Source organism: Streptomyces sp. NPDC048590 (assembly GCF_043199535.1).
Taxonomy (GTDB): domain Bacteria; phylum Actinomycetota; class Actinomycetes; order Streptomycetales; family Streptomycetaceae; genus Streptomyces.
This window is the reverse complement of record NZ_JBICWC010000010.1, coordinates 1-13,489: the sequence shown is the minus strand read 5'-3', so window position 1 is coordinate 13,489 and position 13,489 is coordinate 1. Positions and strand designations below refer to the sequence as shown.

Genomic DNA, 13,489 nt, shown 5'->3' with positions numbered 1-13,489 from the left:
ACCGAGGCCGGTCCTCAGTCCTGCCCGTAGCGCGGGTCCACGGACTCGGGCGAGAGGCCGAGCAGCTCCGCGACCTGTTCCACCACGACCTCGTGGATCAGCAGGGCGCGCTCGTCCCTGCTCTTGGTGCGGATCTCGACGGGACGCCGGTACACGACGATCTGGGCGGGCCGGCCCTTCTCGGCGGAGAGGGCCCGGCCCAGCGGCACGGTGTCGTCGAGGGAATCCGGCACGTCCAGGACCATGAAGTCGACGTCCGCCAGCTGTGGCCAGCGCCGCTCCAGGCGCTCCACCGAATCCTGCACGAGGTCCCGGAAGCTCTCGGCCCTGCTGACGGACAGCGGGACCTGGGGAGGCGCGACCGGGCCGCGCATGCCGCGGCCGTGACGGTCGCGGTGGCGGGGCCGTGGTTCGGACGGGCGGGGCGGTACGGGACTGTCCATCACCGACGCAGCGTAGCTCTCCCGGGCCCATGGAGATCACCGGTTCCCCACGGGGCCGGAGGATGTCACCGGATGAGCGTTCCGGCCAGGGTCGGGTGCACTTCCGGTCCTTGCTCCGATCGCCGACCCGCTGCCGTATGACCGCTTGTGTTCCCCCTGGTGACCACGGCCGGGTGCGGGCGCGGGTGCCGGGGACGGCTGCCGCGCAGGTCGGACCGGTTCCGCGGGTTCCGCGTGGGGGCCGTTCCGCCGGGCGACACGAGGGGTGAGCTGAGGGAGAGTCGTCGCAGCCCGCTCAAGAGTGCGGTACCGTCCAACATCGTGAGCCCTGTACGTCGCTGTTCGCGAACCGCGTGCGGCCGTCCCGCCGTCGCGACACTGACGTACGTCTATGCCGACTCGACCGCGGTCCTCGGCCCGCTCGCCACCTACGCCGAGCCCCACTGCTACGACCTCTGCGCCGAACACGGCGAGCGGCTCACCGCCCCGCGCGGCTGGGAGGTCGTCCGGCTCTCCGACCCCTCGGCCCCCACCCGTCCGAGCGGCGACGATCTCGAAGCGCTCGCCAACGCCGTCCGTGAGGCGGCCCGGCCCCAGGAGCGGCAGCCGGGCGACCGGGGACCGCGTACGGCGGACCCGGTGGAGGTCGCGCGCCGTGGGCATCTGAGGGTGCTGCGCTCCCCGGACTCCTGACCCGGCCCGTCCTCCCGGTCCTGCGCGTCGTTCTCGGGTCGCGTTCCCCGTGCGCCCCGCAGGTGGAATGAAGTTTTCCGGTACGGCCCATTGACGTGCACTTGGCGCGGACATGACCATTCCTGCATCCGTGAAGGATCTTCCGCATCACGGAATCCGGGGAGGCCTGTGTGTTTGTCCAGCAACTCGAACCCGTAGCCGATTCGCTCGGTCTGTCAGCTCTCGTCGCTTCCCTGCCGCTGGTGACGGTGCTGATCCTGCTCGGCGCCCTCCGGATGAAGGCCCACCTCGCCGGACTCATCGGGCTGGCCGTCGCCGTGCTCGTCGGCTGCCTCGCCTTCGGGATGCCGTTCGGACAGACCCTGTCCGCCGGGGCGCAGGGCGTCCTCTTCGGACTCTTCCCCATCATGTGGATCGTCGTCAACGCCCTCTGGGTGTACCGGATGACCGTCCGCACCCAGCACTTCGACATCCTGCGCCGCTCCTTCGGCAGGGTCTCCGACGACCCCCGCGTCCAGGCCCTCGTCATCGCCTTCTGCTTCGGGGCCCTCCTGGAGGCGCTGGCCGGGTTCGGCGCACCCGTGGCCATCTGCTCGGTGATGCTCGTCGCGCTCGGCTTCGACCCGGTGAAGGCCGCCGTCGTCTCCCTGGTCGCCAACACCGCGCCCGTCGCCTTCGGTGCGATGGGCACCCCGGTCGTGACGCTCGCCCAGGTCACCGGTCTGCCGCTGGACGACGTCGCCACGGTCGTCGGCAGGCAGACCCCGCTGCTCGCGCTCGTCGTCCCGCTGATCCTCGTCTTCCTCGTCGACGGGAAGCGGGGGCTGCGGGAGACCTGGCTGCCCGCCCTCGTCTGCGGAGTGGCCTTCGCCGTCGCCCAGTTCGCCGCGTCCAACTTCGTCTCGGCCCAGCTCGCCGACATCGCCGCCGCGCTGGTGGGCGCCGGCGCGCTGATCGCCGTACCCGGAGCCCGCCGGCCCGCGGGCGAGGACGTACGCGAGGCCGTGCTGACGGGCGCACGCAGCGATGACCTCGACCAGGAGGACCCGCGCCGCGAGGTGCTGCGGGCCTACGCCCCCTACGCGCTGATCGTCGCGGTGTTCTCCGTCGCCCAGATCCCGCCCGTCAAGGACCTGCTGGCCGAGGCGACCCGCGTCTTCGACTGGCCGTTCCTCGACGTCGCCGCCCCGGACGGCGAACCGGTCGGGGCCAACGTCTTCACCCTCCCCCTCGTCGGCACGGGCGGCACACTCGTCCTGCTCGCCGGGCTCGTCACCGCCGCCGTGCTCGGCGTACGGGCCGGCGCAGCGGTACGGGAGTGGGCGGCCACCGTGCACGAACTGCGCTACGCCATCCTCACCGTGACCTCCGTGCTCGCCCTCGCCTACGTCATGAACCTGTCCGGACAGGCGGCCACCATCGGCCAGTTCGTCGCCGCGGCCGGCGCGGGCCTGGCCTTCCTCTCGCCGGTCCTCGGCTGGTTCGGGGTCGCCGTGTCCGGCTCCGACACCTCGGCCAACGCCCTCTTCGGAGCCCTCCAGGTCTCCGCCGCACGGGAATCCGGCCTCTCGCCCGCCCTCCTCGCGGCGGCCAACAGCTCAGGGGGCGTACTCGGCAAGATGATCTCCCCGCAGAACCTCACGATCGCCTGCGCGGCCGTGGGCCTCGCCGGCCGGGAGGGCGACCTGCTCCGCAAGGTCCTGCCGTGGAGCCTCGGACTGCTCCTGGTCATGTGCCTGATCGTGATGGCGCAGAGCACCGCTGTGCTGGGCTGGATGCTCCCCTGACGGGCGGGCCCGTGGAGCCGGGTAGTTTGGGCGGTCCGTAGGAAGCTGTCGCCTTTCCCCGGTCGGATCAGGCCGACCGGGGAAAGGCAACAGCTTCCAAAGACCCAGGAGGACCGGCCGTGGTTGCTGACCTGTCGCAGCTCGTGAAGGCGTACGACGTGCGCGGAGTCGTGCCCGACCAGTGGGACGAGACGCTCGCCGAACTGTTCGGCGCCGCCTTCGTCCAGGTCACCGACGCGGACGCCATCGTGATCGGGCACGACATGCGGCCGTCCTCGCCCGGTCTCGCCGCCGCCTTCGCCCGGGGCGCGACGGCACGCGGCGCCGACGTGACCCTCATCGGGCTCTGCTCGACCGACCAGCTCTACTACGCCTCCGGAGCGCTGGACCTGCCCGGGGCGATGTTCACGGCCTCGCACAACCCGGCGCAATACAACGGCATCAAGCTCTGCCGCGCCGGGGCCGCCCCGGTCGGCCAGGACACCGGACTCGCCGAGATCCGCACCCTGGTCGAGCAGTGGTCCGAGCACGGCACGCCCGCAGCGGACACCGTCGCTCCGGGCAAGGTGACCGAGCGCGACACCCTCTCCGACTACGCGGCCTACCTCCGGGGCCTCGTCGGACTCTCCGGGATCCGCCCGCTCAAGGTCGTCGTGGACGCGGGCAACGGCATGGGCGGCCACACCGTGCCCACCGTCCTCGAGGGGCTCCCGCTGGACCTCGTACCCATGTACTTCGAGCTCGACGGCACCTTCCCGAACCACGAGGCGAACCCCCTCGACCCGAAGAACATCGTCGACCTGCGGGCCCGTGTCCTCGCCGAAGGAGCCGACCTCGGTCTCGCCTTCGACGGGGACGCCGACCGCTGCTTCGTCGTCGACGAGCGGGGCGAGGGCGTCTCCCCGTCCGCCGTCACCGCGCTGGTCGCCGCCCGCGAGCTGGCCCGCAACGGCGGCGAGGGCACCGTGATCCACAATCTGATCACCTCGTGGTCCGTCCCCGAGGTCGTGCGCGAGAACGGCGGAACGCCGGTCCGCACCCGCGTCGGCCACTCCTTCATCAAGGCCGAGATGGCCCGGCACGGGGCGATCTTCGGCGGCGAGCACTCCGCGCACTACTACTTCCGCGACTTCTGGAACGCCGACACCGGCATGCTCGCCGCCCTGCACGTCCTCGCCGCGCTCGGCGGCCAGGACGGACCGCTCTCCGGCCTCCTCGACAGCTACGACCGGTACGCGGGCTCCGGGGAGATCAACTCCACCGTCGCCGACGGGTCGGCCGGAATCGCGGTGATCAGGGCGGCGTACGAGGGCCGGGACAGCGTGCGGTTCGACGAACTCGACGGGCTCACCGTCACCGGGACCGACTGGTGGTTCAACCTCCGCGCCTCCAACACCGAACCGCTGCTGCGCCTGAACGTCGAAGCACGGGACCGGAAGACGATGGAGGACATCCGCGACGAGGTCCTCGCCCTCGTCCGGGCATGATCGCCGCCCTTGCCACGGGTGTGATCGCCGCCCTCGTCCGGGCGTGATCCCCGTGCATCAGGGGCACACGCATCCCGTGGGCACGCCCCGGGGTCAGGTGCCCACACCGTCCGCCCGGGGCCGCCGCCGAGGCATGCCCCGCCGGGCGGTACCCGCCGGGCCGCGACCCTCCCGGCCCGGCGGTAGGCTGACCACGCCCCAAGCTCCGCCGACCCGAACCGGGTCCGGACGGGGATCCGCACCGTATGCCTGAAGGGACCCACCTCATGCCGCTCGAAGCCGGCCTTCTGGAGATCCTCGCCTGCCCGGCCTGCCACGCCGAGCTCGACGACCGGTCCGCGGCCGAGAGCCCCGAGCTGGTCTGCACCGGCGCGGACTGCGGTCTCGCCTACCCCGTCCGGGACGGCATCCCGGTGCTCCTCGTCGACGAGGCCCGCCGCCCCGCGTAAACCGCACCCTGATCAGCACGGTGATCGGAGGCCCACCCATGCTCGACGAGTCACTGCTCGACGCACCGGACGCCCTTGCACGGGCCGACAGACGAGGACTGCTGCGCGGTGCCGCCGAGGCCGGAGCCCGTGTCCGTACCGCCGCCTGGCACGCGGCCGAGGCCGGAATCGGTTCCCTGGCCCCCGAGGGCCGGCCCCGCGCCGTCCTCGTCGCCGGTCCCGGCACCGCCGCGTCCGGAGTCGCCGACCTGATCGGCGCGCTCGCGGGAGCCTCCGCGCCGGTCACCGCGATCCGTCCCACCGGAGTCGCACCGGCCCCCGGCGCACTGCGCTGGACGCTGCCCGGCTGGGCCGGATCCGTCGACCTGCTGCTGATCGCCACGGCCGACGGCTCGGAGCCCGGCCTCGCGCTCCTCGCAGAGCAGGCCTACCGCCGCGGCTGCACGGTCGTCGCCGTCGCACCCGTCCGCTCCCCGCTGCGCGACGCCGTCGACGGGGTCCACGGGCTCGTCGTCCCCATGGCGGCCGCCCCGCACGGGGAGTACGACGCCGAGACCTCGGCGGCCGGCCCCGGTACCCTCTGGGCCCTCCTCACCCCGCTGCTCGCGCTGCTCGACCGGGTCGGCCTGATCGACGCGTCTCCGGACACCCTGCAGAAGGTCGCCGACCGCCTCGACCGCACCGCCGAACGCTGCGGGCCCGCGATCGCCACGTACAGCAACCCGGCGAAGACACTCGCCGCCGAGCTCGCCGACAGCCTGCCACTCCTGTGGACCGAGGGCGACGCGGCCGGCCCCGTCGGGCGCCGCTTCGCCGCCGTCCTCGCCGAGCTCGCCGGACGCCCCGCCCTCGTGGCCGAGCTGCCCCAGGCACTGCCCTCCCACGGAGGGCTGCTCGCGGGAGCCTTCGCCGCCGGTGCCGACCCCGACGACTTCTTCCGGGACCGGGTGGACGAGCCCGAAGCCATGCGGGCCCGCGTCGTCCTGCTCCGCGACCGGCCCACCGGCGGACTCACCGCGAGCCCGGCCGCCCGCGAACTCGCCCTCAGCCACGACACGGCCATCAGCGAACTCGAACCGGAGGAGGGCAGCGACCTCGAAGCGCTCGCCGAACTCCTCGCGGTCACCGACTTCGCCGCCGTCTACGCCTCCCTGGCCTCCGACAACCGGGCCTGACCGCCCGCATCCCCCGGGCAGCTACGCCCCGCCACCACCGGGGCGCCCACGCCCCCGCACAACCCACGAGGACGAAACTCCATGGACCGGCTCTCCAACACCGTGCGCCCCTACGCCTGGGGGTCCCCCACGGCCATCCCCGAGCTGCTCGGCACGGCCCCCACCGGCGAACCGCAGGCCGAGATGTGGATGGGAGCCCACCCCGGAGCCCCCTCACGCCTCACCCGCTCCCCCGAGGGCGACGCCGCGGGACAGGGAGAGCAGTCGCTCACGGACGTCATCGCCGCCGACCCCGAACGCGAACTCGGCCCAGAGGCCGTCCGCGCTTTCGGCCCGCGCCTCCCCTTCCTGCTCAAGCTGCTCGCCGCCGGCGCACCGCTGTCCCTCCAGGTCCACCCCGACCTCGCGCAGGCCCAGCAGGGGTACGCGGACGAGGAAGCACGGGGCATCCCGATGGACGCGCCCCACCGCACCTACAAGGACGCCAACCACAAGCCCGAACTGATCTGCGCGCTCACGCCCTTCGACGGACTGTGCGGATTCCGCAGGCCCGCCGAGGCCGCCGAACTGATAGCCGCCCTCGGAGTCGACTCACTGAAGCCCTACGTGGACCTGCTCCACGCCCGTCCCGAGGACGAGGCGCTGCGCGAGGTCCTCACGGCGATCCTCACCGCCGACCCCGACGAGATGGCCCACACCGTCGCCGAGGCGGCCGAGGCCGCCGAACGGATCGGCGGGGCCCACGCCCCGTACGCCGAGATCGCCCGCCACTACCCCGGCGACGCGGGCGTCATCGCGGCCTTGCTCCTGAACTACGTACAACTCCAGCCCGGCGAGGCCATGTTCCTCGGTGCCGGTGTCCCGCACGCCTATCTCGGGGGACTGGGCGTCGAGATCATGGCCAACTCCGACAACGTGCTGCGCTGCGGTCTGACCCCGAAGCACATCGATGTCCCCGAACTCCTGCGCATCGTCCGCTTCGAGGCCACCGAGCCCGGCATCCTGCGCCCCGAGGCCGCACCCAGCGGCGAGGAACTGTACGAGACGCCGGTCGACGAGTTCAGGCTGTCGCGTTTCGTCCTGCCCGCCGGCTGCGCCCCTCTCGACCTCACGATGCCCACCCCGCAGATCCTGCTCTGCACGGCCGGCACCCCGAAGGCGGGCGAAATCGCCCTGGCCCCGGGGGAGTCCGTGTTCGTCCCGGCGGACGAAACGGTCGAAGTGGCCGGTACGGGAACACTCTTCCGCGCGACCGTGGTGGTCTGACGTACCGCCCGCACCACCGGCTGCAACAATGTCCGGCCGTACCGCGGCGCCCGCCGCAGCACCGAGGAAGGGACACCAGGCACTTATGAGCGCGTCAGGCGGAACCAAGGCGATCGTGGCGGCACTGGCCGCCAACCTCGCGATCGCAGTGGCCAAATTCGTGGCGTTCCTCTTCAGTGGCTCGTCGTCGATGCTGGCGGAGAGCGTCCACTCGCTGGCGGACTCCGGGAACCAGGGACTCCTGCTGCTCGGCGGCAAGAAGGCCCAGCGGGAGGCCACGCCCCAGCACCCCTTCGGTTACGGGCGTGAGCGCTACATCTACGCCTTCCTCGTGTCGATCGTGCTGTTCTCGGTCGGTGGCATGTTCGCGATCTACGAGGGCTACGAGAAGATCAAGCACCCCCACCCCATCGACGCCTGGTGGTGGCCGGTGGGTGTGCTGGTCTTCGCGATCATCGCCGAGAGCTTCTCCTTCCGTACCGCCATCGTGGAGTCCAACCAGACCCGCGGGAAGCTGACCTGGACGCAGTTCGTCCGCCGGGCCAAGGCGCCCGAACTCCCCGTCGTCCTCCTCGAGGACTTCGGCGCGCTCGTCGGCCTGATCCTCGCGCTCGGCGGTGTCGGGCTGGCCCTGGGCACCGGCGACGGCGTCTGGGACGGCATCGGCACCCTCTGCATCGGTGTCCTGCTCATCGTCATCGCGATCGTCCTCGCCGCCGAGACGAAGTCCCTGCTGCTCGGCGAGTCCGCCGGCGTCGAGGACGTCGAGAAGATCCACGCCTCCGTGGTCGACGGCGACACCGTCACCCGTGTCATCCACATGCGCACCCTCCACCTCGGCCCCGAGGAACTGCTCGTGGCCGCGAAGATCGCGGTGCGTGCAGAGGAGTCCGCCGCCGAGGTCGCGGAGGCGATCAACGCCGCGGAGACACGGATCCGCGAGGCCGTACCGATCGCCCGGGTCATCTACCTCGAGCCCGACATCTACGACGAGGCGGCGGCACAGGCCGGCGTCAACCCCGCCAAGGCCCCGGGCGGCGCGGAGTCCGCCGACTCCTCGGGTTCCGGGGATGCCTCCGGTTCAGGGGACTCCGCCTCCGACCAGTCCGGCGGCGCGCCGTCGGGATCCGGCCACTGACCTGCTTTCCATCAGCCACGAACGGCCCTGTGCCCCATCCCGCCACTCCGGCGGACTGGGGGTCACTGGGCCGTTCGGTGTAGATTCGGGTCAGTACCAGACGTCGCTGCTGATGGCGGTCGATCGGTTCGCGAGAGCGGACCGGCCGAGGGAGAGAGGGCCTCCGACGGACTGCACTGCGGATCACCCGGGCATTGGTGTGCCCGTGGTCGCCGCAGAGCCAGCCAGTCCACCCTCGACCCGATACGAGGAGCAGCCCGTTATGACGACGGCCGCCAATCGCCAGGACTTCAAGGTCGCCGACCTTTCCCTCGCCGCCTTCGGGCGCAAGGAGATCACCCTCGCCGAGCACGAGATGCCCGGCCTGATGTCGATCCGCAAGGAGTACGCCGCCGCCCAGCCGCTGGCCGGTGCCCGGATCACCGGCTCGCTGCACATGACGGTGCAGACCGCCGTTCTCATCGAGACCCTCGTCGCCCTGGGCGCCGAGGTCCGCTGGGCCTCCTGCAACATCTTCTCCACCCAGGACCACGCAGCCGCCGCCATCGCGGTGGGTCCGACCGGCACCCCGGACGCCCCCGCCGGCGTCCCGGTCTTCGCCTGGAAGGGCGAGAGCCTGGAGGAGTACTGGTGGTGCACCGAGCAGGCGCTGACGTGGCCCAACACGCCGACCGGCGGCCCGAACATGATCCTCGACGACGGTGGTGACGCCACCCTCCTCGTCCACAAGGGAGTCGAGTTCGAGAAGGCCGGCCAGGCCCCCGACCCGGCCACCGCGGACAGCGAGGAGTACGCGTACATCCTCACCCTGCTGAACCGCACCCTCGGCGAGTCCCCGCAGAAGTGGACCCAGCTGGCGTCCGAGATCCGCGGCGTCACCGAGGAGACCACGACCGGCGTCCACCGGCTCTATGAGATGCACCGCGACGGCACGCTCCTCTTCCCGGCGATCAACGTCAACGACGCGGTCACCAAGTCGAAGTTCGACAACAAGTACGGCTGCCGCCACTCGCTGATCGACGGCATCAACCGTGCCACCGACGTCCTCATCGGCGGCAAGACCGCGGTCGTCTGCGGATACGGCGACGTGGGCAAGGGCTGTGCGGAGTCCCTCCGCGGCCAGGGTGCCCGGGTGATCATCACGGAGATCGACCCGATCTGCGCCCTCCAGGCCGCGATGGACGGCTACCAGGTCACGACGCTGGACGACGTGGTGGAGACCGCGGACATCTTCGTCACGACGACCGGCAACAAGGACATCATCATGGCCTCCGACATGGCCCGGATGAAGCACCAGGCCATCGTCGGCAACATCGGCCACTTCGACAACGAGATCGACATGGCCGGCCTGGCGAAGATCGACGGCGTGGTCAAGGACGAGGTCAAGCCCCAGGTCCACACCTGGACGTTCAAGGACGGCAAGGTCCTGATCGTCCTGTCCGAGGGCCGCCTGCTGAACCTCGGCAACGCCACGGGTCACCCCTCGTTCGTCATGTCCAACTCCTTCGCGGACCAGACGCTGGCCCAGATCGAGCTGTTCACGAAGCCCGAGGCGTACCCCACCGACGTCTACGTGCTGCCGAAGCACCTGGACGAGAAGGTCGCCCGCCTCCACCTCGACGCGCTGGGTGTGAAGCTCACGACCCTCCGCCAGGAGCAGGCCGACTACATCGGTGTCCCGGTCGAGGGCCCGTACAAGTCGGACCTCTACCGCTACTGATCAGGCCGTCGGCCACAGGCCGGCGTGCAGATCAGCAGCAGGTCCGAGCGCAGGCCCCCGCACCCCCGTGCCGGGGGCCTGCCCCGTACCGCACCCGCACAGCCCGAGGACCCTGAAGGACCCCATGCCCCGCGGCCGTTATTCGCTCCACGATCTCCACGACCACACCCCCCTCGGCGATGAACACTTCCACTGCGCGCCCGGCCCCTCCGGCTGGCGCTACGTCTCGCAGACCACGGGTCCTTCGGGTGCCCATCTGGGCTCCGTGGATCTGGCCCTGGACGATCTCGGCCGCCCCATCCGCCTCGAACTGCACTCCGCGAGTTGGCAGATCCGCGGCGCCGCCCTCGACGGGGTCACCTGGGTACGCTCCGACCCCACCGGCACCCATGCCACCGAAGGCAATGTCCGCGCCCATTCCTTCTCCGGCACATCCCCCGCGTTCCTCGTCGCCACGGCCCGGCTCCTGCGCCTCACCACCGATTCCCCCTCGGCCCGCGTCCGTCTGGTCACCTTCACGGACCCGGTCCTCGCCCCACTGACGGTCGACCAGTCCTGGTCGCTGCTGAACAGTGAAGCGCACGCCACTGACAACGGGCCCCTGATCGTGGACGAGTACCAGGTCAACGCCCTGGACACGGGCGAACAGCACACCGTTCACCTCTCCGGTGACGTGGTGCTGGCGGCACCCGGAATCGAGCTCGAACACCTCGAATCGCCGCCATCGGTCATGCCTGACAGGGGTCCAGCGGCGGAGGACTGAACGCGACGGGAACACGGGACGGGCCACGGCGAGGCGCGATCGTAGGCGTACGCGTCAGCCTGTCCCGACCTCGCGGATGCGCCGAGGCCGGTACGGAGCCGAGGTCTTCAAGCAGGCGGGGCGAAACCCGTCGAGGCCGGCCCGTCGGCCCTGTCCGGACGTGGAGCCGAAGCGCTGCCGCCTCCGGCCGCGCCCTCCGGCGGTGCAGATGCCGGTGCCGGTCCGGGCGTCGCCGTCCGCACCGACCGGTCGTGGCTACCGGAGAACTGCCGGTCCGGGGCGCTCGCGAGACCCGTCCCGTCGGCCCGGTCCGCGGTCGCACCGGCGACCCTGCGTACCTCACGGGCATGCCGCTCCGCGGCCACCGCCGCCAGGTACGCGGCCGAAGGCAGCCCCGGCGGCACCGGTACCCCTGTACGGGAGGAGAGATCCCAGGCCAAGCGGTCGGCCATGGCCGCTCGTACCGTGCCGTCGAGCTGGTTCATCCGGGTCAGGTACTGGCGCACCGCCAGCCAGAGGCCGTCCGGCACACCCGAGAGATCAAGCTGTGCGAAGCGGCCCACGAGCCAAGGCGGAGGTGGCGGCGGAGGCGCGAAGGCTCGTCCGGAGGGCAGCCTCTCTCGCACCACGAGCGTTCCAGCGAAGACGTCACCGAGCCGGCGGCCGCGTGCGGACACCAGCGAGGCGATGCAGCCCACCACCCCGAAGGTCCCGAGAATCTCCACCATTCCCATGGCCCCACGCACCAGGGCGTGCCGGAACCGGATCGGTCCGCCGTCGTCCCGCACCACACGGAGTCCACAGGCCAGCTTTCCGAGCGAACGACCCCGGGTGAGCGTCTCGACCGCCACGGGGCCGCCCACCAGCACCAGCAGGAACGAGGCGACGGCGACCGCCGCGGCGGCCGCTTCGTCGAGTGCGGCCGTCGCCACGGCGAGGCCGACGGACAGCAGGACGAAGACGGTGAGCAGCACGGTGAGGTCGATGGCGATCGCCAACGCCCGGCTCGGCAGCCTCGCGGGCCTCAACCCGAGTACGACCGCGTCCCCGGTCACGAGCTCATCCATGGCCACCCACCCCTCGTCGGCCTTCCCTGCCCCTGAGGGCCACAGTCTGCCAAGCTGACCCGAGGCGCACCGCCGTAGTACGGACCTGTACGCACCACCCATCCCTGGAGCAGCAGCCGCACATGGACCTTGATGTCTTCGTGACCGCCCACCACGGTGAATGGGATCGCCTGGACCACCTTCTGCGCCGGGGACGCAAGATGACCGGCGAGGAGGCGGACGAGCTCGTCGCTCTCTACCAGCGCACGGCCACGCATCTGTCCCTGCTGCAGTCGAGCGCTCCGGATCCGGCGCTGACCGCGCGGCTCACCCAGCTCGTGGCCCGTGCCCGGGCCACGGTCACCGGGACGCGCCGTGCGTCCTGGCGCGACGCCACCCGCTTCCTGACCGAGGGGTTCCCGGCCGCCGTGTACCGGTCACGGCACTGGTGGATCCCCACGGCAGTGCTCTCGGTGCTCCTGGCCGCCGTCATGGGCTGGTGGATAGGGACTCATCCGGAGGTCCAGGCGACGATCGCGGCCCCGGACGATCTCCGCGCGCTGACCCGCCCCGGTGGGGAGTACGAGACGTACTACTCCAGCCACCCCGCCGCCTCGTTCGCCGCACAGGTATGGACGAACAACGCACGGGCGGCGGCCATGTGCCTGGTGCTGGGAGCCTTCCTCTGCATACCGGTGGTCTGGATCCTCTTCGTCAACGTGCTCAACCTCGCCGTCGGAGTCGGCCTGATGTCCTCCGCCGGCCGTCTGGACACCTTCCTCGGACTGGTCCTGCCGCACGGTCTGCTCGAACTCACCGCGGTCTTCGTGGCCGCGGGAACGGGCCTGCGCCTCGGTTGGACGGTCATCGACCCCGGTCCGCTCAGCCGCCGATCGGCACTGGCACAGCAGGGGAGGGCCGCGTTGGGAATGGCCATGGGGCTGGCGCTGGTCCTGCTGGTGTCAGGACTGATCGAAGGCTTCGTCACTCCTTCAGGACTTCCGACCTGGGCTCGCATCACCATCGGGGTCGTGGCCGAACTGGCCTTCCTCGCTTACGTCTACGTGCTGGGAGGCCGCGCGGCTCGCGCCGGCGACACCGGAGATCTGGATGCTGAGGGGCGGAGCGCGGACGCTCCCTTCGCATGGTGAGAGCCGATGTGCGCAGACAGTCGCTGACCTGCTAGTCTCCTTCTCGCCCACAAAAACCATTGACATGGCTGGCGTGGGGAGGTAGATTTTAACGGTTCCAACGAGCTGGACAGGCTCTGCTGGGACCGACTAAAGTTCAACTCGCTCTTGCAGGGGACGCAGTCTTCGCAGAGCCAATCGATTCTTCTCTTTCGAGCAGACGGCCGGGTTCGCATCGGCCCAATTGCTTCTGATAAAGTCGGATCAGCCGAAAGGCAAAGGCCACTCCACAGGCCGCCGGAATCAAATTCGGACCGGAAACGGAACGAAAAAGAGTCTGGTAAAGTTGGAACCGCCGGAAAGGGAAACGCGAAAGCGAAGAACTGGAAAGC

12 protein-coding genes are annotated in these 13,489 nt (G+C 70.9%); 10 read left to right on the top strand and 2 right to left on the bottom strand.

Features of this window, described 5'->3' with window-relative positions:
* Window positions 1–14 precede the first annotated feature (14 nt).
* Window positions 15–443 carry a metallopeptidase family protein gene (locus ACGFNN_RS26835; RefSeq protein ID WP_362674348.1) on the bottom strand — a complete coding sequence of 143 codons (429 nt, stop codon included), beginning with the start codon at window positions 441–443 and terminating at the stop codon, window positions 15–17.
* 270 nt (window positions 444–713) lie between these two features.
* Here ACGFNN_RS26835 and ACGFNN_RS26830 point away from each other — a divergent pair, with 270 nt between their 5' ends.
* The 9 genes from ACGFNN_RS26830 to ACGFNN_RS26790 all read left to right on the top strand — a co-directional run bounded on the left by ACGFNN_RS26830 (window position 714) and on the right by ACGFNN_RS26790 (window position 10,921).
* Window positions 714–1,136 carry a DUF3499 domain-containing protein gene (locus tag ACGFNN_RS26830; protein WP_362540855.1) on the top strand — a complete coding sequence of 141 codons (423 nt, stop codon included), beginning with the start codon at window positions 714–716 and terminating at the stop codon, window positions 1,134–1,136.
* A gap of 170 nt (window positions 1,137–1,306) precedes the next feature.
* Window positions 1,307–2,923, top strand: coding sequence for an L-lactate permease (locus ACGFNN_RS26825; RefSeq protein ID WP_393559642.1), 1,617 nt, complete (start codon window positions 1,307–1,309; stop codon window positions 2,921–2,923).
* Window positions 2,924–3,042: 119 nt separating this feature from the next.
* The gene (locus ACGFNN_RS26820) at window positions 3,043–4,410 is read left to right on the top strand and encodes a phosphomannomutase/phosphoglucomutase (protein ID WP_393559640.1); all 1,368 of its coding nucleotides are present in this window, start codon (window positions 3,043–3,045) and stop codon (window positions 4,408–4,410) included.
* A 266-nt stretch (window positions 4,411–4,676) separates the two neighbouring features.
* Entirely contained in the window at window positions 4,677–4,859 is a 183-nt protein-coding gene (locus ACGFNN_RS26815) for a Trm112 family protein (protein WP_362540783.1), read from the top strand.
* Window positions 4,860–4,897: 38 nt separating this feature from the next.
* A complete protein-coding gene (locus tag ACGFNN_RS26810) occupies window positions 4,898–6,034 on the top strand; it encodes an SIS domain-containing protein (protein WP_393559638.1) in 1,137 nt (378 codons plus the stop codon).
* 81 nt (window positions 6,035–6,115) lie between these two features.
* Window positions 6,116–7,300, top strand: coding sequence for a mannose-6-phosphate isomerase, class I (manA, locus tag ACGFNN_RS26805; RefSeq protein WP_393559636.1), 1,185 nt, complete (start codon window positions 6,116–6,118; stop codon window positions 7,298–7,300).
* A gap of 85 nt (window positions 7,301–7,385) precedes the next feature.
* Complete coding sequence (locus ACGFNN_RS26800) at window positions 7,386–8,438, top strand: cation diffusion facilitator family transporter (RefSeq protein WP_393559634.1); 1,053 nt, start codon at window positions 7,386–7,388, stop codon at window positions 8,436–8,438.
* Window positions 8,439–8,700: 262 nt separating this feature from the next.
* Window positions 8,701–10,158 carry an adenosylhomocysteinase gene (ahcY, locus tag ACGFNN_RS26795; protein WP_362674336.1) on the top strand — a complete coding sequence of 486 codons (1,458 nt, stop codon included), beginning with the start codon at window positions 8,701–8,703 and terminating at the stop codon, window positions 10,156–10,158.
* 124 nt (window positions 10,159–10,282) lie between these two features.
* On the top strand, window positions 10,283–10,921 hold the full coding sequence (locus ACGFNN_RS26790) for a hypothetical protein (protein ID WP_393559632.1): 639 nt from the start codon (window positions 10,283–10,285) through the stop codon (window positions 10,919–10,921).
* A gap of 107 nt (window positions 10,922–11,028) precedes the next feature.
* On the opposite strand, the gene ACGFNN_RS26785 is transcribed toward ACGFNN_RS26790, so the two are convergent.
* Window positions 11,029–11,988: an RDD family protein gene (locus ACGFNN_RS26785; protein WP_393559630.1), complete on the bottom strand. Its 960-nt coding sequence runs from the start codon at window positions 11,986–11,988 to the stop codon at window positions 11,029–11,031.
* Between the two features lie 122 nt (window positions 11,989–12,110).
* Between ACGFNN_RS26785 and ACGFNN_RS26780 the strand changes: the two genes are divergently transcribed.
* Window positions 12,111–13,118, top strand: a complete 1,008-nt coding sequence (locus ACGFNN_RS26780; RefSeq protein ID WP_393559628.1) for a stage II sporulation protein M — start codon at window positions 12,111–12,113, stop codon at window positions 13,116–13,118.
* Window positions 13,119–13,489: the final 371 nt, after the last annotated feature.